The sequence below is a fragment of the Kitasatospora sp. NPDC054768 genome (assembly GCF_053612025.1).
In genome coordinates this window covers 1-21756 of sequence record NZ_JBSHBN010000066.1, presented here as the reverse complement: position 1 = coordinate 21756, position 21756 = coordinate 1, and the positions used below count along the sequence as shown (strand labels likewise).

18 protein-coding genes are annotated in these 21756 nt (G+C 73.9%); 12 read left to right on the top strand and 6 right to left on the bottom strand.

The genetic code is table 11. The annotated features are described in order from the left end of the window. The first annotated feature begins 277 nt into the window (after positions 1-277). The 4 genes from ACWGKU_RS20845 (at position 278) to ACWGKU_RS20830 (ending at position 5364) form a co-directional block, all read left to right on the top strand. Entirely contained in the window at positions 278-1054 is a 777-nt protein-coding gene (locus tag ACWGKU_RS20845) for a DUF6643 family protein (protein ID WP_401055109.1), read from the top strand. A gap of 196 nt (positions 1055-1250) precedes the next feature. Next, positions 1251-2126, top strand: coding sequence for an MOSC domain-containing protein (locus ACWGKU_RS20840; protein WP_452179532.1), 876 nt, complete (start codon positions 1251-1253; stop codon positions 2124-2126). A gap of 358 nt (positions 2127-2484) precedes the next feature. Further along, positions 2485-4983 carry a right-handed parallel beta-helix repeat-containing protein gene (locus ACWGKU_RS20835; RefSeq protein ID WP_401052339.1) on the top strand — a complete coding sequence of 833 codons (2499 nt, stop codon included), beginning with the start codon at positions 2485-2487 and terminating at the stop codon, positions 4981-4983. 81 nt (positions 4984-5064) lie between these two features. Beyond that, positions 5065-5364 carry a DUF6191 domain-containing protein gene (locus ACWGKU_RS20830; RefSeq protein WP_401052336.1) on the top strand — a complete coding sequence of 100 codons (300 nt, stop codon included), beginning with the start codon at positions 5065-5067 and terminating at the stop codon, positions 5362-5364. A gap of 128 nt (positions 5365-5492) precedes the next feature. Here the strand turns inward: ACWGKU_RS20830 and ACWGKU_RS20825 are convergent, their stop codons facing one another. Together ACWGKU_RS20825 and ACWGKU_RS20820 are read right to left on the bottom strand one after the other, a co-directional pair. Further along, positions 5493-6635, bottom strand: coding sequence for a PLP-dependent cysteine synthase family protein (locus tag ACWGKU_RS20825; RefSeq protein WP_452179533.1), 1143 nt, complete (start codon positions 6633-6635; stop codon positions 5493-5495). 128 nt (positions 6636-6763) lie between these two features. Continuing rightward, positions 6764-8044: an ROK family protein gene (locus ACWGKU_RS20820; RefSeq protein ID WP_401048570.1), complete on the bottom strand. Its 1281-nt coding sequence runs from the start codon at positions 8042-8044 to the stop codon at positions 6764-6766. 17 nt (positions 8045-8061) lie between these two features. Between ACWGKU_RS20820 and ACWGKU_RS20815 the strand changes: the two genes are divergently transcribed. Together ACWGKU_RS20815 and ACWGKU_RS20810 are read left to right on the top strand one after the other, a co-directional pair. Then, positions 8062-9345, top strand: coding sequence for an MFS transporter (locus ACWGKU_RS20815; protein ID WP_452179534.1), 1284 nt, complete (start codon positions 8062-8064; stop codon positions 9343-9345). A gap of 66 nt (positions 9346-9411) precedes the next feature. Further along, entirely contained in the window at positions 9412-9984 is a 573-nt protein-coding gene (locus ACWGKU_RS20810) for a HutD/Ves family protein (protein WP_401048567.1), read from the top strand. Between the two features lie 131 nt (positions 9985-10115). Here the strand turns inward: ACWGKU_RS20810 and ACWGKU_RS20805 are convergent, their stop codons facing one another. Then, on the bottom strand, positions 10116-11009 hold the full coding sequence (locus ACWGKU_RS20805; protein ID WP_452179540.1) for an esterase/lipase family protein: 894 nt from the start codon (positions 11007-11009) through the stop codon (positions 10116-10118). 203 nt (positions 11010-11212) lie between these two features. Between ACWGKU_RS20805 and ACWGKU_RS20800 the strand changes: the two genes are divergently transcribed. Then, a complete protein-coding gene (locus tag ACWGKU_RS20800) occupies positions 11213-12526 on the top strand; it encodes a PucR family transcriptional regulator (protein ID WP_452179535.1) in 1314 nt (437 codons plus the stop codon). A gap of 66 nt (positions 12527-12592) precedes the next feature. On the opposite strand, the gene ACWGKU_RS20795 is transcribed toward ACWGKU_RS20800, so the two are convergent. Further along, positions 12593-13348 carry an acyltransferase gene (locus ACWGKU_RS20795; protein ID WP_401048564.1) on the bottom strand — a complete coding sequence of 252 codons (756 nt, stop codon included), beginning with the start codon at positions 13346-13348 and terminating at the stop codon, positions 12593-12595. Between the two features lie 106 nt (positions 13349-13454). Here ACWGKU_RS20795 and ACWGKU_RS20790 point away from each other — a divergent pair, with 106 nt between their 5' ends. After that, a complete protein-coding gene (locus ACWGKU_RS20790) occupies positions 13455-14225 on the top strand; it encodes a maleylpyruvate isomerase family mycothiol-dependent enzyme (RefSeq protein ID WP_452179536.1) in 771 nt (256 codons plus the stop codon). Positions 14226-14336: 111 nt separating this feature from the next. On the opposite strand, the gene ACWGKU_RS20785 is transcribed toward ACWGKU_RS20790, so the two are convergent. After that, positions 14337-15110, bottom strand: coding sequence for an enoyl-CoA hydratase family protein (locus tag ACWGKU_RS20785; RefSeq protein WP_380353113.1), 774 nt, complete (start codon positions 15108-15110; stop codon positions 14337-14339). Between the two features lie 254 nt (positions 15111-15364). Between ACWGKU_RS20785 and ACWGKU_RS20780 the strand changes: the two genes are divergently transcribed. Further along, positions 15365-16195: an ATP-grasp domain-containing protein gene (locus tag ACWGKU_RS20780; protein WP_401050469.1), complete on the top strand. Its 831-nt coding sequence runs from the start codon at positions 15365-15367 to the stop codon at positions 16193-16195. 63 nt (positions 16196-16258) lie between these two features. Continuing rightward, a complete protein-coding gene (locus tag ACWGKU_RS20775) occupies positions 16259-16663 on the top strand; it encodes a RidA family protein (RefSeq protein WP_380545934.1) in 405 nt (134 codons plus the stop codon). Positions 16664-16684: 21 nt separating this feature from the next. Here the strand turns inward: ACWGKU_RS20775 and ACWGKU_RS20770 are convergent, their stop codons facing one another. After that, positions 16685-18085, bottom strand: coding sequence for an MFS transporter (locus tag ACWGKU_RS20770; RefSeq protein WP_401050466.1), 1401 nt, complete (start codon positions 18083-18085; stop codon positions 16685-16687). 105 nt (positions 18086-18190) lie between these two features. On the opposite strand from ACWGKU_RS20770, the gene ACWGKU_RS20765 reads away from it, so the two are divergent. Together ACWGKU_RS20765 and ACWGKU_RS20760 are read left to right on the top strand one after the other, a co-directional pair. After that, the gene (locus ACWGKU_RS20765) at positions 18191-19210 is read left to right on the top strand and encodes an ArsR/SmtB family transcription factor (RefSeq protein ID WP_401050463.1); all 1020 of its coding nucleotides are present in this window, start codon (positions 18191-18193) and stop codon (positions 19208-19210) included. Between the two features lie 133 nt (positions 19211-19343). Next, positions 19344-21647, top strand: a complete 2304-nt coding sequence (locus ACWGKU_RS20760) for a glycosyl hydrolase family 18 protein (RefSeq protein WP_452179538.1) — start codon at positions 19344-19346, stop codon at positions 21645-21647. Positions 21648-21756 lie beyond the last annotated feature (109 nt).

Genomic DNA, 21756 nt, shown 5'->3' with positions numbered 1-21756 from the left:
CGGGGGCTCGAATGCGCCCGCGCACGCCCGGTCCGGAAAAAGTTTCTCCGCAGGGCCCCCGACCGTCCACCGGCCGGTCACCACAAGGCCTTCCGGCGACTCCGTCCGGCGACCGTTCGACCACTGACGGGGCGCCAAGGTTGTCCGGAACCGGACGCCGGAATGTCCGTCTTTCCTACTTTCGAAACCTTTGTGCGAGCGAAGACTGTGTAAACACTCGAACTGCTCCCCCTCCCGCTCTCCTCAGCAGGCGCGTTGTGGGCTTACCGTATGGCCCATGACCTCGCCCCGCTCCTACGACGGAGTCGGCTACCCCTCTCCGTCCTTCTCCTCCGGCACGCCGATCTACGACAGCCTCGTGGCTGAGCGCGGCGTCCCCCAGATCGCGCCCATCAACGTGCCGGCCGCCCTGCCGCCGGCACTGTCGTCCGGTTACGGATCCGGCCCCGGCCAGTCCTACGAGAACCGCTACGGCAACGGGTACGAGAACGCCGGCAGCAACCTCCCCGCGCTGCCGCCCGCCCGCCTCGCCCTGGGCCCCGGCCCGAGCAGCGGTCCCTCCGCCGGCCCCGCCACGGCGTACATCCCCGCGCAGCCCGCGCCGGCGTACGCCGCTCCCCAGCCGCCGGTCCCCGGCTACGGCGCCCCCCAGCCGTACCAGCGACCGCAGCCCGGCGCCCCCGCCCCCGCCTTCGCCCAGGCCACCGGCGGCGGTTACCAGCCGACCGGCGGCCAGAGCTTCGGCGGCCAGAACACCTTCATCGGCGCCCAGGGCGGCCAGCAGACCTTCGGCGCGCAGCAGCCCGGCGGCCAGGGCGGTTTCGGCCAGGGCCAGCCCGCCGGTCCGCAGAGCTTCGGCGGCCAGCAGTCCTTCGGCGGGCCGGGCGCCGGCGGCCCCGGCCTCCAGGGTCAGGGCGGCGACCAGTCCTTCGGCGGCGCCCAGCTGCGCCCGGCCATGGCGCCGGTCCGCCCGATGCAGCCGCAGCGCCCGGGCCCGTACGGCGAGCCCGGCCAGTTCCAGGGCGGCTACCAGCCGCAGGGCCAGGGTTACTGAGCCACTGCCGCCCCGAGGCCGTCCCCCACACGGCCCGAACCCGCACCACCTGAGCACCACCCGGCGCCCCGTGCGCCGGGCGAACGGAGAAACGGGTCATCCACGGACCGCCCGGCACGCCCCCACGGCGTCCGGGCGGTCCGTGCGCATCCGGGGTCCCTCCCTGCGGGCCGGGACCGGCTGGCAGGATGGGGGAATGCAGCTCACCGGACTCCACGTCTACCCCGTCAAGTCGATGTACCGCCTGAGCCCGGACACCGCCGTGGTCCAACCGTGGGGCCTGGCCGGAGACCGTCGCTGGATGCTCGCCGACGCGACCGGACGGTTCGTCAGCCAGCGCGAGAACGCGGCCCTCGGACAGGTCCGCGCCGAACTGCTGCCCGAGGGCGCCCTCTGCCTGACCGCCCCGGACGGCTCCCGGATCGAGGTCGCCGCCCCCGCCGTCGCGGCCGGCGACCCGCTCGCCGACGTCGAGGTCTGGGGCACCCGATTCCACGCCGCCGAGGCCGACAAGGAGACGCACCAGTGGATCGCCGAGCACCTCGGCGACTACCGCCTGGTGCACTTGGACGACCCGCGCGCCCGGCCGGTCGACCCGGAGTACGGCCGGCCCGACGACAACGTCTCGATGGCCGACGGCTTCCCGCTGCTGCTCACCACCACCGCCTCCCTGGACCGGCTCAACGAGCTGATCGCCACCGAGAACCCCGACGGCCACGAGACCCTGCCGATGGAACGTTTCCGCCCGAACGTGGTGGTCGGCGGCGCCGAACCGTGGGCCGAGGACACCTGGAGCAGGATCCGGATCGGCTCGGTCACCTTCAAGGTGGTCAAGCCCTGCGGCCGCTGCGTGATCACCACCACCGACCAGGAGACCGGCGAGCGGCGCGGCAAGGAACCGCTGCGCACCCTGGCCCGCCACCACCGGCTGCTGCGCAAGGCCGCGTTCGGGCAGAACCTGATCCCCGAACGGCCGGCCGGCATGGAGGGCGACGCGCTCGGCACGCTGCGGCTGGGCGACGAGGTCGAGGTGCTGGAGGACGGGGCGCACTGGCCTGCCGACGGGCGCTGAGCGCGTGGGCGCTTGGACGCGTGGACGGGCGGGCGGCACCGGGAATCCGCGGGGCGGGCCGCGCCGACCGCCCGCGCCGACTGCCCGCGCCGGCCGCCGTTCCAACCTCCCGTTCCAACCTCCCGTTCCAACCTCCCGTGCGACTTCGCGAGCCGACCCGAGCGGAACCACCTCTGTGCGCGCTCGTTGAAACAAGTGGTCGGAACCTGTGGCGGCGCTGAACGCTACCGGTGTCCGCGCGACCGCGGGCGGCCGGACCACCCACGTGGGCGCGCTACGGTGGGCGGACGGCCCGCGCACCCCCGCGCGTACGGCCCGTTGATCGCCGGCTCGACGAAGGTGGGGACGACAGACCGTCATGGCTGAGCACAGGGTCCGAGTCACCCAGGACAGCGCATCCCGCTGGCGTCGCCGCGCGGGAGAGTACGACACGCTCGCGGAGGCCCTCGCCGCCGCCGAACCCGGCGACACCGTGACCGTCCGTCCGGGCACCTTCCGGGAGAACGTGCTCCTGGACAAGCCCGTGACGCTGGTCCCGGCCCAGGGGCCGGGGACGGTCCGGATCGACCCGCCCTCCGGCGTGGCGCTCACCGTGACCGCCGCCGCGACCGTACGCGACCTGGTCGTCGAGGGCGGCGACAGCTCCACCCCCGCCGTTCTGGTCACCGGGCCGGAGGCGACACCCTCCTTCAGCGGCTGCCGGATCGAGACCCGCTCGGCCACCGGGATCGAGATCACCGACGGCGCCCGGCCGACCCTGCGCGGCTGCGTGGTCACCAACCCGGGCGGGCTCGGGCTGCGGCTGCGCGGCGCGGGCACCGCCGCCGCCTTCGAGGACTGCGAGGTCGCCGCCGCCGGACAGGCCGGACTGGCGGTCCTCGGCGGCGCCACCGCGGCCCTGGACCGCTGCCGCGTCCACCACGCCTCCGGTGCCGGCGTCCTGCTCTCCGACCCCGGCAGCGCGGCCGAGCTGACCGGCTGCGAGATCTACGAGATCCGCGGCAGCGGCGTGCAGGCCGAGGCGCAGGCGGGCGGGCGGCTGGTCGACTGCGAGATCCACCGGGTCACCGGCAACGGCCTGACCCTGGACGGCGAGGCCGAGCTGGTGCTCACCGGCTGCCGGGTGCACGACCTGCCGGAGAACGGCGCCGACCTGCGCGGACGCGCCCGGCTGAGCCTCGCGAACAGCACCGTCCGGGACTTCGGGCGCGGGGCGCTTTCGGTCTGGGACCAGGGCACCGAGGCCGTCGCCGAGTCCTGCCAGATCCACAGCTCGACCGGCGAGTACCCGGCACTGTGGGTCAGCGACGGCGCCCGGCTGACCCTCACCGACTGCTCGCTGCACGACCTGCCGGACGCCCTGTTCGTCCTCGACCGGGACTCCGCCGCCACCGCCGAGGGCTGCTCGTTCAGCCGGATCCGCAGTTCGGCGGTCTCGGTCAGCGGCGGGGCCACCGTCTCCCTCGCTTCCTGCCGGGTGCAGGAGGCGGGCACCGGGCTCTGGTTCCGCGACCACGGCAGCGGCGGACTCCTCACCGACTGCGAGATCTCCGACGTGGCCACCGGCGTGATCGTCACCAAGGGCGCCGACCCGGTGCTGCGCGACTGCACCGTACGGGCCAGCACGGACGCCGGGGTGTACGTCTCGGCGCAGGGGCGGGGCACCTTCGAGGACTGCCGGGTCTCCCAGGGCAAGGGCTTCGGCTTCCACATCATCGACGGCTGCCGGACCCAGCTCATCCGGTGCCGGGCGGAGCACAACCAGCGGACCGGGTTCGAGTTCTCCGAACCGGGGCCGGTCACGGAGGGGTGCATCTCGGACGACGTCGCGGCCGCTCCGGCGCCGGCCGCCCCCGGTGGCGGTGCGGGACCGGGGCCCGGGCGCGGGTCCGGACCGGCGTCCGGGCGCGGGCCGGGGCTGGGCTCGTCCTTCGGACCCCCCGACGTACCGGCGCCGCGCACGGCCCAACTGGCCTCGGTGGCACCGGTGTTGGCACCGCCCGCGGGCGGCTCGGCGACCATCTCGCCGATCCCGGACTGTCGGCCGGCCGAGGAAGCGCTCGCCGAGCTGGACTCCCTGGTCGGACTGGCCACGGTCAAGCAGGAGGTGCGCACGCTGATCGACCTGATCTCGGTCGGCCGTCGCCGCCGCCAGGCCGGACTCAAGGCGCCCTCGCTGCGCCGGCACCTGGTCTTCACCGGGGCACCGGGCACCGGCAAGACCACCGTCGCCCGGCTCTACGGCGAGATCCTCGCCTCGCTCGGGGTGCTCCAGCGCGGGCACCTGGTCGAGGTGGCCCGGGTGGACCTGGTCGGCGAGCACATCGGCTCCACCGCGATCCGCACCGCGGCCGCCTTCGACCGGGCACGCGGCGGGGTGCTCTTCATCGACGAGGCGTACGCGCTCGCACCCGAGGACGGGGCACGGGACTTCGGGCGCGAGGCGATCGACACCCTGGTCAAGCTGATGGAGGACCACCGGGACGAGGTGGTCGTCATCGTGGCGGGCTACACCGCCGAGATGGAGCGCTTCCTCTCCGCCAACCCCGGTGTCTCCTCCCGCTTCTCCCGCACCATCGGCTTCCCCGACTACACGGCGGACGAACTGCTGGAGATCGCCAGGGCGCAGTGCGCCGAACACGAGTACGCGCTCTCCGAGGACACGGAGAAGTCGCTGCTGGAACACTTCGGCGGGCTGGAGCGCGGGCCCAACTTCGGCAACGGGCGCACCGCACGGCAGGTCTTCGAGACCATGGTCGAGCGGCACGCGGTGCGGATCGCCCATCTCGCGAACCCGTCCACGGAGGAACTCCAGCTGCTCGTCCCGGCCGACCTGCCGACGGCGCCGCTTCCGTAGCGGCGGCGGCTGGGGCAGGGAGCAGGCCGGCAGCGTCGCGGTAGGGGAACTCGTCGGCCGCGCCGGGCCGTTGAGGCGGACATGGGTGTGCTGCTGACGGGCGCGGCGGGCGGGTTGCTGCTGCCGGCCGGACTGGTCGTGATGTTCTTCCTGGGCGCGGTGGTGCGGCGGCTGCGCGCCCGCCCGACGGCGGAAGCGGGCGGCGGACGCGGTGCGGGTGCGACCGCCACGGAGGAACTGCACGCGCTGCTCTACCCGGGCAAGCGGGTGCAGTTGGAGCAGCGGCGGGTCGAACTGGTACTGCGGGACGACGAGCACGACGGCGCACCGAAGCGTACGGGGATCGACCTCGCAGGCGGCCGGGCGGTCATCCGGCGGTGACGGCCTCGGGCCTCAGGTTGACAGCCGAGGGCGGACAGCCGACAGACAACAGATGTCAGATAACAGATGATGAAATCTGTCGGCTGACAGTTGTCATCCGTCGGCCCTCGACTGTCCGCCCGCCGGCCTCAGCCCACCCAGGCACCGCCCGCGAGGAAGGACTCCAGCGCCGCCCGGTACGGCGCGATGTCGATCCGCTCGCCCGCCAGCCAGTCGTCGGAGTAGTACTTGTCCAGGTAGCGGTCCCCCGGGTCGCAGATCAGGCCGACCACGCTGCCCGTCCGCCCGTCCGCGCGCATCTCGGCGACGATCCGCAGCGCACTCCACAGGCCCGTCCCGGTGGAGGCACCCGCCTTCTTGCCGAGCACCCGCTCCAGCACTCGTACGGCGGCGATCGACGCGGCGTCCGGCACCCTCATCATCCGGTCGATCGCCCCCGGGACGAAGCTCGGCTCCATCCGCGGCCGTCCGATGCCCTCGATCCGCGAGCCGCTCTCGCAGACGGCGTCCGGGTCGTGGTGCACCCAGCCGTCGAAGAAGCAGGAGTTCTCCGGGTCCGCGACGCAGATCCGGGTGTCGTACTGCATGTAGTGGACGAACCGGGCGATGGTCGCCGAGGTGCCGCCGGTACCGGCGGTGGCCACGATCCAGGCCGGCTCGGGGTGCGGCTCCAGGCGCAGCTGGGCGAAGACCGACTCGGCGATGTTGTTGTTGCCGCGCCAGTCGGTGGCCCGCTCGGCATAGGTGAACTGGTCCATGTAGTGCCCGCCCGTCTCCTCGGCGAGCCGGGCGGAGACCTCGTACACCTCGTCCGAGCGCTCGACCAGGTGACACTCACCGCCGTGGAACTGGATCAGGTCGATCTTGGCCTGGCTGGTGCTCTTGGCCATCACGGCGATGAACGGCACGCCGATGAGCTGGGCGAAGTACGCCTCGGAGACGGCGGTGGAGCCGCTGGAGGCCTCGATCACCGGCTTTCCGGGCCGGATCCAGCCGTTGCAGAGCCCGTAGAGGAAGAGCGAGCGGGCCAGGCGGTGCTTGAGCGAGCCGGTCGGGTGGGTGGACTCGTCCTTGAGGTAGAGGTCGATCCCCCACTGAGCGGGCAGCGGGAAGCGCAGCAGGTGGGTGTCGGCGGAGCGGTTGGCGTCGGCCTGGACCTTGCGCACCGCCTCCTTGAGCCAGGCGCGGTACTCCGGGTCGGAGCGGTCGACGTCGACGGTCGGCTCGATGCCGGGCTCGATGCGGGGGTGGGTTCCGCGCTGGGTGCTCATGGTCGCTGTCTCCCTCGTAGTGACCCCCCACTGCTCACTACGAGTGTATGAGAGTCACGATAAGTGACGGTTTTCGCAGTCCCAGCTTCCGCTTATCGCCTTGATCGCCCTGTCGCCCTCGATCGCCGTCAGGGCAGAACCGGCACCGACTGCGGATCCGCCAGGTACGGCCCCCAGCCCAGCTCGGCCGCGCCCGCCAGCGCGCCGTGCGCCAGCTCCGCGCCGACGATCGGCACCCGGCCGCTGCGCCCCCACAGGCTGCGCTCGGCGACCACCGACCGCAGCCGGTCGGGCGCGGCCTCCAGCAGGTGGAGGTGCAGCCCGCTGAGGACCACCCGGTCGGGGTTGAGGATGTTGGCGACGCCCGCCAGGCCGAGCCCGAGCCGGTCGATGACGTGCTCCACCGCGGCCCGCGCCCGGTCGTCCGTCGCGGCTGCCCGGCACAGCTCGCGCGCCTGGTCGAGCAGCGGGCGCCCCGGCTCCGGGGTGAGTCCGGCGGCGGCGAACAGCGCGTCGGGGTCGGTCTCGGAGTTGAGGCAGCCCCGGTTGCCGCACTTGCACGGTCGGCCCTGCGGGTCGACGGTGAGGTGGCCGACCTCCAGGGCCAGGCCGGCGCTGCCGGTGTGCAGGTGGCCGTCGATGACGAGCGCGCCACCGACGCCGCGGTGGCCGGACGTGACGAAGAGCAGGTGGCGGGCGCCTCGGCCGGCACCGTGCCGGTACTCGGCGAGCGCGGCCAGGTTGGCGTCGTTGGCGATCGCGGTGGGCAGCGGGCGCATCGCCCTGGGACCGTGGTCGGCGCGTCCGACCTCGACGTCGTACAGGTCGGCGACCGGGGTGCCGCTGGGCCACGCGAAGTGCAGCGCGGCGAGGGCGGCGCCGTCCGGCTCGGTGACCGGGTTGGGCAGCGCGAGGGCGGCACCCAGACAGCGACGGTCGGTCGCGCGGGCCAGCTCGGCGCCCGCCACGGCGACGGCGCGCAGCATCCGGACCGGGTCGGTGGCGGCGGGCAGCGGCAGATGGACTGGCGGGTCGAGCAGTCCGCCGAGGCCGGCCAGGGTGACGCTCAGTCCGTCGGCGTGGATCTGCCCGGCGACCACGACCGGGCCCTGCGGGTCGATCGCGAGCCGGTGCGAGGGGCGACCGCGGCCCCCGCCCGCCGGGCGCGAGTCGACGGTGATCAGGCCGAGCGCCTCCAGTTCGGCGGTGACCGCGCCGGCCGTGGCCCGGGTGACGTCCAGTGCCCGGGTGAGCGCCGAACGGGTCGGCGTCTGGCCGGTGTGGATCAGCGAGAGCGCAGGACCCAGCAGCGTCCGGCCCCGGTCGGGCGCGGCGCGGCGGTGACCGTCGCGCTGCGCGTCGGAGTCGGTTCCGGTACCGGGCCTCGGGCTTGATGGTGAGAGCTGCACGCCCCTATCGTGACTTTGTGTCGCTTCGAAACAAAATCGGTCCACTCGCGCGCCCGAACCATCATCCCTCCTCCCAGTCTCGCAGCACACCCCCGGCGGCCGACAGCCCCTGGGGGGCCGCACGTGTCGCCCTCACCGCGTTCTTCGCCATCGACGGCTTCCTCTTCGCCGCCTGGGTCGTCCGGATCCCCGACATCCGCAGGCAGGTCGACGCCTCGCACAGCGCCCTCGGGCTCGCCCTGCTCTGCCTCTCCATCGGCGCCGTCCTCACCATGCCGATGATCGGCCGGCTCTGCCTGCGGTACGGCTCGCGCCCGGTCACCGTCGGCTCGCTCGCCCTGCTCAGCCTCGCCGTCCTGCTGCCCGCCCACGCCCACTCGGTCACCGCGCTCGGCGGGGTGCTGCTGCTGTTCGGCGCGGGGTACGGCGGGGCCAACGTCGCGATGAACAGCGCCGCCGTCGACCTGGTCGCGCAGCTGCGGCGGCCCGTGATGCCCAGCTTCCACGCCGGGTACAGCTTCGGCGGGCTGGCCGGCACCGGGGTCAGCGGACTGCTCGCCGGCCCGCTGAGCACCGCGTGGGCGCTCGCCCTCAGCGCCGCGCTGGGCATGGCCGTCACGGTCGGCGCGGGAATCGTCCTGCTGCGCAGCCCGGCGGCGGCAGCCGTCGCACCGCATCGTGCGGGCCGCGCGGGCCGTGCCGCGGAGTCGTCCGGCACCGCGACGGCGGATGCCGGCTCGGCCCGCGCCCGCACCCGGCTGCTCGTCCTGCTGCTCGGCCTCACCGCGCTCTGCACCGCATACGGCGAGGGCGCGGTCGCCGACTGGGCCACCCTCCACCTCACCGACGACGTCCGGGCGAGCTCCGTGGTGGCCGCCACCGGCTACGGCGCGTACGCGTTCGCGATGGCCGGCGGGCGCGTCGGCGGCACCTGGCTGTCCATCAGGCTCGGTCAGACCCGGCTGATGCTGCTCGGTGGGCTGACGGCGGCCGTCGGCATGCTGATCGCCGCCCTGGCACCGGTGGTGCCGGTCGCGATCTGCGGGTTCGTCCTGGTCGGCCTCGGCCTGGCCAACCTCTTCCCGCTCGCCATCGCCCGGGCCGGCGAGGCCGGTGGGCCGCAGGGCGTCGCGTTCGCCTCCTCGCTCGGCTACGGAGGGATGCTGATCGGCCCGGTGGTGATCGGTTTCCTCGCCGACGCCGCCGGACTGCCGCTGGCCCTCACCACCGTGACGCTCGCGGCCACGGTGGCGGCGCTCCTGCCGCTGTCGGTCGGGCGGCGGGTGACAGCCGACGGATGACAGATGACAGATGATGAAATCTGTTATCCGTCATCCGCCCTCCGCCATGTGACAGGATGCGGGGCCATGACGAGCAGCGAAGGCTTCCGGGTACTGCGGGCGAGCGAGCGCCCGGCGACGGCGTGGCTCAACGGCGGCGGCGTGACCAGGGAGGTCGCCGGGTTCCCCGCCGGAGCCGGGCTGGACGCCTTCGACTGGCGGGTCAGCCTCGCGGACGTCGCCTCGGCCGGGCCGTTCTCCCCGTTTCCCGGGATCGACCGGGTGATCACCCTGGTCGAGGGCCCCGGCATGGCACTCACTGTCGACGGCACCGAGCGGCTGGTCGACGCGCCGTTCCGGCCGTTCGCCTTCTCCGGCGACGCCACCACCGACTGCCGCCTGCTGGCCGGCCCGGTGGTGGACTTCAACGTGATGACGCGCCGCGGGCGGGTCCAGGCCACGGTGGAGCCGGCCACCATGGCCACCGCGGTCGACGTCCCGGTCGGAGGCACCGGCCTCCTGGTCTGCCTCGCCGGCACGGCCTCCGTCGACGGTGTCGAACTCACCCGCTACGACGCCGCGTTGCTCCATGCCCCGGGCACATACGCGCTGCACCCGAACGGCACCACCGCCGTCGTCGGCTTCCGCACCACCCCCTGACAGCGGGCAGGCCGGCGGGCGGACGGGCCGACACGCCGGCAGCCGCCGCACCCTCGCACCGGCACGGAACGGCGCTCCCGCCTCCCGGAACACCCGGAGGCAGGAGCGCCGTCACCAGCCCGCCGTCGGACTCACCCGCAGAGCACCGGTGTGGCGTGCGCCGGGTCCAGGGCGTTGGTCACCAGGTGCAGCGCCGTCGGCGAGAACGCGATCCCGACGTGTTCCACCAGCGAGACCGGGCAGTGCCCCTGCACCACCTCGTTGTCGACGCCCGGGCCGCTCAGGAACTGGGTCCGCCACGGGGTGACGACCTCGTCGAGGACCGTCGAGACCACGGTGTAGCTCACTCCCGGCACGGTGTCCGGCCGGGAGGCCATCACCTTGTTGAAGTCGGAACCCACCGCCTGGTCCCGGCAGGCCTGGCAGACCGTGAAGATCAGGTCCGCGACGCCCGGGAAGTACGGCACCAGGTTGGTGATCCCGTCGAGCGTCGTGCCGTGGTTGGACGGCGCCAGCCCGACCATCCTGCCGACCTTGGAGGCGCCGCCGAGGAACTTGAGGTAGTAGTTCGGCATCATGCCGCCCTGGGAGTGCCCGACGATGTCGACCTTGGCGGCACCGGTCGCGTTCCGCACCAGGTCCACGAACCGGGCGAGTTGGGCCGCCGATTCCGGGACCGGCCCGAGGCCGCCGATCGGCAGCAGCAGGCCGCTGCCGCTGGAGGTGATGCCGGGAATGGTCCCGTAGTCGAGGGCGAAGACGCAGTACCCGAGGCTCTTCAGCAGCGGGGAGAGCGCCAGCCAGTTCTCGTAGCGGTTGGCGAAGGTGCCGTGCACCAGGACGACCGAGTCGGGGTGCGCGGTGCTCGGCCGGCAGGTCCAGTCGTTGGCGCCGGGCGGTGAGGCCACCGTGTCACCGTCGGGCGGCAGTTCGGCGGATCCGTCAGGCGTTGCGGTCACGGCAGCGGCAGCCGGCGCCGAAGGGGACGTGGCGGCGCCCGCCGGCGACGCCGTCGCCCCGACCAGCAGCGCCCCCGCCAGCAGCAGGACACCCAGAGCGCCACCGGCCCTGCCGCGCACGGGAGTTGCGGGGAAGCGGAGAAGTGGGGTTCTCAACTGTTGCCTCCACAGCGGAAGTTTGTTACCAACAGGTAACCCGAGGGCTCCATCATGCGGTCGCCCCTCCGGCCCGGCCCTTGGGCGTCCCCCAGACCTGGACGGTGTTCTCTGTGACCGGTCACAACGCACCCCACTGCCCGCCCCCGAACACCTCCGACCGGCCGCCGGACTGGCGCGTCCCGGCGATCGGCGGGCTCCCGGCCGACCAGCGACTGCTCGGCGGCGCGCGGGAGCTGGCCGAGACCGTGGTCGCCGCCCTGGCGGAGCGGGTGCCGGCCTACCGCCGGATGCCCCGCGAGCAACTCACCGGCGAGCTGACCCGGGACACCGAACGCCGCATCCGCGCCCTCGCCCACACCGTACGGACCGGGGTCCCCGCCCCCGCCGAGGAGTTCACCGCCGTCCGGGAGGCCGCCGCCCGGCGCGCCGAGGAAGGCCTGCCGCTGGACGCCGTGCTGCTCGCCCACCACCTCGGCCTGGAGGTCTGCTGGGAGTTCGTGACCCGGCACGCCCGGGACGGCGACGCCGCCGACCTGCTCGTTCTCAACCGGCTGCTGCTCGACCAGCTCCGCCGGGCCGCCACCGCCGCCGGGGCGGGCTACCTCGACGGCCGGCACCCGACCACCGACCGGCGCGGCGCCACCCGGCGCTCCCTGCTCGGCGCGCTCCTCGCGGGCACCCCCGCCGACGAGGCCGCCGGCCGCGCCGGGCTCCGGCTGCCCACGGGGTACGCCGTGCTCTGCCTGTCCGTCGCCGACCATCCCGACGAGCGCTCCCCCAGCGTCGACCCGGGCATCGCCGCCCGCCGCAAGCTCCGCCGGTTCGAGGCCGAACTCGACCACCGCACCCGGCAGTCGGCACTCACCGCACTCACCCCCACGGGCGGCCTGGTGCTCGTCCCGTTCGGGCCGTCACCCGGTCCGGACGGGGACGATCCCGACGAGGCGCCCTGGCCGCTGCTCGCCGCCACCCTCGCCGCGGCGGCCCGCGCGGCCGGCGCCCCGGTACTGGCCGGGGCGGCCTCCGCGGCCCCCGCCGAGGTGCCCGGCGCGGCCGCCCTCGCCCACGAAGTCCTGGACGTGGCCCGGGCGTTCGGCCGGCCTCCGGGCCTGCACCGGTTGGACGACGTCCTGCTGGAGTACCAGCTCACCCGGCCCGGCCAGGCCCGCTCCCGGCTCGCCGCTCTGCTCGAACCGCTGGCCGACAGCGGGGAGTTGCTCATCACCCTGCGCACCCACCTGGCCGGGGGCCTGAACCGCCGGCACACCGCGAGTGCCCTGCACCTGCACCCGAACACCGTCGACTACCGGCTGCGCCGGATCGCCGCGCTGACCGGTCTGGATCCGACGCGCCCCGCCGACATCCCGCGGATCACCGCCGCCATCACCGCCCGCACCGCCGAACAGGCCTCCCTCGCGGGGTAGTTCAGGCCGCTCGCGAGTTCAAGGCGCTGCACCGGGCGGAGGGCGCCGGCCCCTTCGCGGGCGACGTCAGCCCGGCTCCCCCGGCAGTCGCAGGTCCCAGCCGACCAGGGCGCGCAGCTGCTCCGCGGTCACGCCGTCCGGCACCGGCTGCGGAGCGTCGTGGCGCAGCGGCGGCTGCCAGCCCTCGTCCTCGGTCCAGCGGCGCACCACCTTCGCCGGCGCCCCGGCGACCACGCTGTGGTCGGGCACCTCACCTCGCACCACGGCCCCCGCCGCGACCACCACGTTGCGGCCGATCCGCGCCCCCGGCAGGATCACCGAACCGGTGCCGATCCAGCTGCCCGCGCCGATCTCCACCGGTTCGTTGCGCGGCCACTGCTTGCCGATCGGCAGCTCGGTGTCCCGGTACTCGTGCGCCTGGTCGCTGATGTACACGCCAGGCCCGGTCCACACGTCGTCGCCGATGACGATCGACTGGTGGCCGACGATGTGGCTGTCCCGGCCGATCACGCAGCCGCCGCCGATCCGCACGATCGGCTCCGGCCCGAGGTCGAGCCCGGGCAGGAACCCGGCGCTGATGGTGACCCGCTCGCCGATGATCGAGAACGGCCCGATGGTGATCCACTGCTCGTTGAACACCGCCCCGAGCGGGAAGCTGAGCGTCGTGCCGTCCCCCAGCTCGCCGAACCGGTACGGGCCGGGGTTGCGGTTGGTGACCGCGCCGGTCCGCTGCACCCAGCGCCAGCCCCGGTGGACCAGGCGTCCGGCGGCGCGGCGGCCACCGGTCCGGACGGCTGAGACGAGGGAACGGGTTATCGGCATGCGCTCACGTTACCGGCCCGTAGCGTCCGCCCGATCGCCGGGAGGCGTCCGAGGAAATGTCCGAAGTCCGCGACCGGCGGCCGATCGCGGTGGAAGACTCCGTCCCATGGAGATCACCGAGCACATCGACGCGGTGCGCCTCGAAGGCACCCGGCTCGCCGAGGCCGCAGCCCGCACCGAGCTGTCCGCCCCCGTACCGACCTGCCCGGAGTGGCGGCTGACGGACCTGCTGCGGCACATCGGCTCCGTCCACCGCTGGGCCGCCGCCATTCCCTCCCAGGGCCTGCGGGCCCGGCCGGACGAGGCGGACGCGCAGGCCGCCGTCGGGCCGATGCCCTCGGACGCCGCACTGCTCGACTGGTACCGCGAGGGCCACGCCGCCCTGGTGGACGTGCTCACCGCCGCGCCCGCCGACCTGGAGTGCTGGACCTTCCTGCCCTCGCCCCGCCCGCTGGCGTTCTGGGCCCGGCGCCAGGCGCACGAGACCTCCATCCACCGCCATGACGCGGACGCCGCCGCCGGGGCGCCCGGTCCGGTCGTGGACACCGCCCTCGCCCTGGACGGCATCGACGAACTGGTCAGCGGCTTCATGACCCGCAGCCGCTCCGCGCTGCGCAGCGACCGGCCGCGCACCCTCCAGGTCCGGGCCACCGACGGGGCCGGCTCCTGGCGACTGACCATCACCCAGGAGCCGCCGGTCGTCACCACCGGCGAGAGCTCCGAGCCGGCCGACCTGACCCTCACCGGCCCTGCCCACGAGCTCTACCTGCTGCTGTGGAACCGGCTGTCCGCCGAGCAGGCCACGGAGACCAAGGCGATCGGCGATCAGGACCTGCTCGCCGTGTGGAGCGACGCGGCGGCGGTCCGCTGGTCGTGACGCCGCCGCACGCGGGCGGCCGCGACGCCCGGGGACGCCAGCACACGCGCTGGCCCGGGGGGCGGCGCAGCCCCCCGGGCCAGCGGGCCCGTCGCCCGGGGAACCCCGCCGTCAGCGCACCCAGCGCGCGGGCCGCTTCTCCAGGAACGACCGCATCCCCTCCTGCGCCTCCTCCGAGCCGAAGAGCCGCGCCGACAGCTCCACCAGCTCGTCCGAGTCCCGCTCGAAGGAGCGCACCACCTCGGCGTTGGCCAGTCGCTTCGACTCCGCCAGGCCCTGCGGGGAGCCCAGGCGCAGCGCGTCCAGCAGGCCCTTCAACACCACGCCGGTGGACTCGGCGGAGTCGGTGGCGCTGGTGATCAGCCCGATCCGGGCGGCCTCGGCGGCGTCGAAGACCTCGCCGGTGAGGTAGTAGCGGGAGGCGGCGCGCGGCTCCAGCTTCGGGCGCAGCGGCAGCGAGATGACGGCGGGCGCGAGGCCGAGCCGCACCTCGGTGAAGGCGAAGGTCGAGGCCGGTCCGGCGACGGCGAGGTCGGCCGCGCCGACCAGACCGAGCCCGCCGGCCCGGACGTGCCCGTCGATGACGGCGATCACCGGCTTCGCGCAGTCCACGATCGCCCGCTGGAGCTCGACCAGTCCGCGCGGGCCGACCGTCGGGTCCGCGCCGGTCGCCTCGGAGAGGTCGGCACCCGCGCAGAACACCTTTCCGGTGTGTCCGAGCACCACCGCGCGGACCTCCGGGTCGGCCGCGGCGGAGGCCAGCCCGGCGTGCAGTTCGGCCATCAGCCGGGTGGAGAGCGCGTTGCGGTTGTGCGGCGAGTCGAGGGTGAGCGTGGTGACGGCGTCGGCAGTGCTGACGTGGACGAGGGGCGCTGCGCTGGTCATCGGCGGGCCTGCTTTCCGGCTGCGGGTGGGTCGGACTGCGGGTGGGTCGGACTGCGGGTGGGTCGGAACTGCGGGTGCGGTCCGGGAAGTGCCCCGGACGACGCGGCACGACTCTGGCATGCCCACCCGCCCCTCGGCCAGAGCCCACCCGCCCCTCGGCCGGAGCCGGCCGGCCGGGCGGGACCGGCTCCCGGCCGCTCCTCCCCGCCGAAATCCGGTGGTGGCGGGCCCCGCACCGGGGCAGCATCGTCGCCATGACCACCGCCGATCCCGTCCTGCTGCTCGCGCCGCGCATCAACGAGACGGGCCTCCAGCTCCGCACCGCCGCCGGACGCCGCGGCCTGCGGGCGTGCACCGCGACGTCCTGGCAGGCGCCGCCCGGGCTGCGCGGCTCGGCGGTGCACGTGTACGGCGGACCGCTGTTCGGCGACGCCGTCGGACGGGAGCTCGGCCTCGGCCTGCTGGAGCCCGCCGCCGACTGGCTGACCCGGCTGCCGCTCGCGCTGACCGGACGCCGGGTCTCCTTCGGCACCCTGGCCGAGGCGCGCCGGCTGCGCCGCCCGGCCTTCGTCAAGCCGCCGGTGGACAAGCTGTTCGCCGCCCGGGTCCACCCCGACGGCGGGACGCTGCCGGGGCCCGAACTGCTGGACGGTGACACGCCGGTGCTGGTGAGCGAGGTCGTTCGGTTCGGCGTCGAGTACCGGCTGTTCGTCCTGGACGGCGCGGTGCGGGCCGGCTCGCGCTACGCCGTGGACGGTGACCTGTCCGTCGCGCCGCTGGAGACCGCCGGGGCACCCGCCGGGGAGACCGCCGGGGAGACCGCCGAGGTGCTCGCCTTCACCGCCGACGTGCTGGCCGCGTCGGCGTCGGACGCGCCGCTGCCCAGTGCCACCGTGGTGGACGTCGGGCGTACGGAGAACGGCCGTTGGGCCGTGGTGGAGGCCAACGCGGCGTGGGCCAGCGGTGGTTACGCCGCCGATCCGGACGCCGTCCTCGACGTGGTGCTGCGCTCGGGTGGACCGGCCGCCCAACTCCCGTCCACCGACCGCCCGTTCCTGCGCGAACTGCCCGATGTGGTGCGCTGAGGCCGGTCGGCCGTCGGGGCCGGGGCTTGCGTCTCCGGCGGATCATGGATCAGGATCCGCGCCATGACCACCTCTCACCTCACCCACATCACCGAGCCCCCCGGAGTCGCGCCCGGTACCGGCTACACCCAGGTCGTCACCGGCAGCGGCCGGACGGTCCAGGTGTCCGGCCAGGTCGCCTTCGACGAGCAGCGGAACCTGGTCGGCGAGGGCGATCCGAAGGCGCAGGCGCGGCAGGTCTTCGAGAATCTGCGGCGTTGCCTGGCCGCCGCCGGGGCCGGGTTCGAGCACGTCGTGAAGCTCACCTACTTCATGACGGACATCGCCCACCTCTCGGCCGTCCGCGAGGCCCGCGACGAGCACTTCGGCTCCCTTCCGCTGCCGGCCTCCTCCGCGATGCAGGTGGCCGCCCTGTTCAAGCCCGAGGTGCTGATCGAGATCGAGGCGATGGCGATCGTCCCCGAGTAGCCGGCCCGCGGCCGGCTCGTCTCACACCGCGCCGGGGCTCGCGTCCCGCCGCCCGGCCCACCGGACGGCGGGGCGCATCGCCAGGCCCGCCGCGGCCAGCACCGTGCCCAGGACGACCCAGCCGACCATGCCGTACCCGATGACCAGGGTGCCGACCAGCGCCGGGCCGGCCATCAGCGCCGCCGCCGTCCCCGCGTTGAACACGCCCTGGTAGGCACCGTGATCGCGCTCACCCGCGAGGTCGTAGCTGAGCGCCCAGCCGCCCGCCTGCGCGACGACCTCGCCGAGCGACTGCAGCGCGACCCCGCCGAGCACCACCACGGCCGCGACGCCCGCGGGCAGACCGTGCGCCAGCGAGACGACCAGGCAGGAGGCGGCCAGCACCACTCCGGCGCGCCCGCAGGCCCGGGCGGCCTCCATCCGCTCCTCGGTGCCCCGGGTGGCCCGCACCTGCAGGGTGATCACCAGCAGGGTGTTGACGATCAGGGTGCCCGCGACGGTGATCCGCGGCGCGTCGGTCTCCTGGACGATCCAGAGCGGTATGCCGACCTCAAGGACGGCGAACTGCAGGCAGAGCAGTGCGTTCAGCACCGTCACGGCCAGGAACGGGCCGTCCCGCAGCGCCGGGTTCGGCCGCCGGCCCTGCTTGACGCCCCGGCCCGAGGGGTCCGACGGGTTCGCGACTCCGGTCTTCGCGGACGGCTCGGACACTGCCGCCCCGGACTCCGACGCTCCGGTCACCGAGGAGCGCTGCGGGATGTCGAGGCGGTGGAACAGCACGGCGACGGCCACGTAGGAGGCGGCGTCGGCCAGGATCGCCGTCAGGTACACCGGCCGGGTGTCCAGTTGGAGCGCGATCGCGCCGATGGCCGTTCCCAGGCAGATCCCGACGTTGGTCACCACCCGCAGGTGGGCCCGGCCCGCCACCCGGCGGTCGGCGGGCAGCACCTCGGCGAAGAGCGCGTTCCGGGTGGCGGCGGAGCCGCGGTCGACGGCGGAGACCAGGCAGGCCAGCGCCACGAACGCCGGGTAGCTGTGCACCAGCGCGTACCCGGCGGTGCCGATCGCCTGCACCGACACCAGCACCACCAGCACCCGCCGCGCACCCCAGCGGTCGGCGGCCCGGCCGGCCGGCACGCTCGCGACGACCCCGCACAGGCCGGCGGCGGTCATCCCGAGGCCCAGCTGGGCGGCGCTCAGGCCGAGCACCCGGGTGAAGAACAGCACCGCGACGGAGAGGGAGAGGCCGTTGCCCACCGTGTTGACCAGGGTGATCCCCGCCAGCCGACGGACTGTCGGGTCGGGGTGCAGCCGGCGTCGCAGCGCGGCGACGACCCCGGTGGCACGGGGGGTCGCAGGCGCAGCCCGGTCTTCGGGCACGGCAGGGGAAGGTGCGGAGGACTCCGCCGTCGAGGTGGTCATGCATGGATCCCACCGCGCGCCGGAGCGGACCAGTACTCCTTTAGGCTCTGGCTGAATCCGAAGCCGGACTGCCTGCCCCGGCCGATCCCCGCAGAAGGATGCCCCGTGCACCGGTTCACGCTCCGCCTGGCCGACCTCGCCACCACCTGGTTCGCCGTCTCCCCGATCCACGAGGCGGCGCTCAGCCTGCGGATGTGGACCCACCCGGGCGTCTACCACCTCCAGACCCGGGCCTTCGAGCAGCTCAGGCCCGCCTTCGAACGGCTGGACTCCCGTCTTCTGCTGTCGCTCGTCGCCGAGAACCGCTTCGTCCCCGACTTCCTGACGCCGCGCCCCACCTCCCCCTCCCCCGAGTTCCGCTCCGAGATCGCGACCGTCCGGGCGTTCCCGCCGGAGCAGTTGCGCGCCGAACTGGAGCAGACGTTCCTCTCGCACGGCCAACCGCTGCCCGCCGCACTCGCCGCCGGACTCGCCTGCCCGGAACGGCTGTTGGCGCGGATCGCCGACACGCTGGAGGAGTACTGGGAGGTGTGCCTCGCCCCCGCCTGGTGGCCGCAGGCCCGCGCCGTTCTGGAGGCCGACCTGGTCTACCGCGCCCGGCTGCTCGCCCAACACGGCGCGGCGGCCCTCTTCGCCGATCTGGACCACCGGCTCCACTGGGAGAACGGCGTCCTGTCGATCAGCCGGAACTGGACGGACGGGGACGTGGAGACGCCCGTGGACGGGCGCGGCCTGGTGCTCTGTCCGACCTTCTTCGTCCGCGGCGCGATCACGATGATCAGCAATGACCGTGCGCCGCAGATCAGTTACCCGGCACGCGGACAGGCCGGGCCGGCCGGCCGGGGCACGCCGGTGCCGCCGCAGGCCGTGGCGGCGTTGGTCGGCGCGCCGAAGGCTCGGCTGCTCGCGCTGCTCGCCGAGCCCGCCTCCACGACCGACCTCGCCTTCCGCCTCGGCGTCACCCCGGGCGCGGTCAGCCAGCACCTTTCCGTCCTCGCCGCCACCGGCCTGGTCACCCGGGCCCGGCACGGCCGCTCGGTGCTGTACCGGCGCAGCCCGCTCGGGGACGAGCTGACGGGAGTGAAGCCGGGGACCGGGAGCCCATCAGTGGTACAGACCTGTTGACGCATTGGTCCAGTCCTCCTACAGTTCCCATGCCTTCGCCTCCCCACGGCACAGGCATCGATCGCACACGGATCAATGGATCAACCAAGGTTCTACGTCACCCTGTTCAACCCCCACAGCCACAGGGAGAACCATGTCCGCTCGATCCCGGGCCGGGCGCCCGCGCGTGCGCAGCAGACTGCTGGCACTGCTCTCCGTCCTGCTCCTTCCCCTCGCCGCGCTCACCGCGCTGGCCGCCCCGGCGAACGCCGCCGGAAAGCTCACCGCCACCTTCACCACCGCCGACAACGGCTCCTGGTGGCAGGGCACCTACATCGTCCACAACGACAACGCCGCCGCGGTGAGCGGCTGGACCCTGGAGTTCGACCTCCCGGCCGGCGTCACCATCGGCAACAGCTACAACGGCACCGCCACCGTCAACGGCCGGCACGTCACCGCCACGGCGGCGTTCTACAACTCCACCGTCAACGCCCACAGCACCACCGAGCCGTACAGCTTCTGGTTCGTGGGCAACGGGCCGGTCTCCGCCCCGCTCAACTGCCGTATCAACGGCGACAAGTGCGACGGCTCCGCGGACGTCCCGCCGTCCGCGCCGGGCACCCCGACGGTGACCGAGTCCACCGCGCACACGCTCGCGCTGAGCTGGCCGGCCGCCACCGGCGGGGACTTCCCGATCGTCGGCTACGACGTGCTGAGCGGTGGCACCGTGCTCGCCTCCGGCCCGTCCACCGGCGTGCTGGTCACCGGCCTCACCCCGGCCACCGCGTACACCCTGACCGTCCGGGCCAAGGACAGCCGCGGCAACACCGGCCCGCTCAGCCCGTCCGTCACCGCGTCCACCTTCGACCCGTCCACCGACACCTCGCCGCCCACCGCACCGACCAACCTCCGTGCGACGGCGGTCAGTTCGACGGACGTGAAGCTCGCCTGGAACGCCGCCACCGACAACGTCCGGGTCGCCGCGTACGACGTCTACCAGGGCAGCACCCTGGCGGCCACGGTCACCGGCAGCACGCTCGGCGCGACCGTCGGCAGCCTGTCGCCGTCCACCGCCTACACGTTCACCGTGAAGGCCCGGGACCCCGCCGACAACGCCTCACCCGCGTCCGCCCCGCTCTCCGTGACCACCTCGGACCTGGTCGGCGCCGGAAAGTACGCCCGGGTCGGCTACTTCGTCCAGTGGGGCATCTACGGCCGCCAGTACTTCGTCAAGAACCTGGACACCTCGGGCGCCGCCGCCAAGCTCGACGTCATCAACTACGCCTTCGAGAACATCGACCCGGTCAACCTGACCTGCATGGCGGGCGTCACCAAGGGCACCAGCGGCAACCCGGAGGACCCGGACCAGGGCACCGGCGCCGGTGACGCCGACGCTGACTACGGCCGGGCGATGAGCGCCGACCAGTCGGTGGACGGCGTGGCCGACGACGGCTGGGGCAAACTCCGCGGCAACTTCAACCAGTTGAAGAAGCTCAAGGCCAAGTACCCGAACCTGAAGGTGGTCGTCTCGCTCGGCGGCTGGACCTACTCCAAGTACTTCTCCGACGCCGCCGCCACCGACGCGTCCCGGCAGAAGTTCGTCAAGTCCTGCATCGACACCTGGATCAAGGGCAACCTGCCGGCCTACAACGGCGCCGGCGGCGACGGCGTGGCCGCCGGCATCTTCGACGGCATCGACCTCGACTGGGAGTGGCCCGGCTCCGGCGACGGCCACCCTGGCAACCACTGGAGCGCCGACGACAAGGGCAACCTGACCCTGCTGCTGGCCGAATTCCGCAAGCAGCTGGACGCGTTGGGCGGCTCGCACAAGCTGCTCACCGCCTTCACCCCGGCCGACCCGGCGAAGGTCGCCGCCGGCTGGGACCTCTCGAAGATCTTCGGCTCGCTGGACATCGCCAACGTCCAGGGCTACGACTTCCACGGCTCGGGCAGCGACAACTCCTGGGAGCCGAACCGCACCGGCCACGCCTCCAACCTCTACCAGGACCCGAACGACCCGTACACCACCCACTTCAGCGTGGACACGGCCGTCCAGACGTACCTGAACGCCGGGGTCAACCCGCGCAAGCTGACCATCGGCTTCCCGTTCTACGGGCGCGGCTGGCAGAGCGTCGCGGACGGCGGCGCGAACGGCGCCTGGCAGTCGGCGAACGGCGCCGCACCGGGCCAGTTCTCCGACGAGGCCGGAACCCGCGGGTACAACAACCTGACCACCAGCCTCTCCGGCCTCAAGGTCTACCACGACCCCAAGTCCGTCGCGACGTACGGCTACACGGGCGCCGGCGGCCAGTGGTGGACCTTCGACGACGCCTGGTCGATCGCGCAGAAGACCGCCTACCTCAAGTCGAAGAACCTGCTCGGCGGCATGATCTGGGAGATGTCCGGCGACACCCCGTCCGGCACCCTGATGTCCGCGCTGGACACCGGCCTCAAGTAGTCCGCCCGAGACCGCCCGGGCCCACGTACACGCCCGGGCCCGCCCGGGCCCGCGCAGCCCGCGCCGCAGGCAGGACGGGGCCGGTGCTCCTCCCCGCTCCGGGGATGAG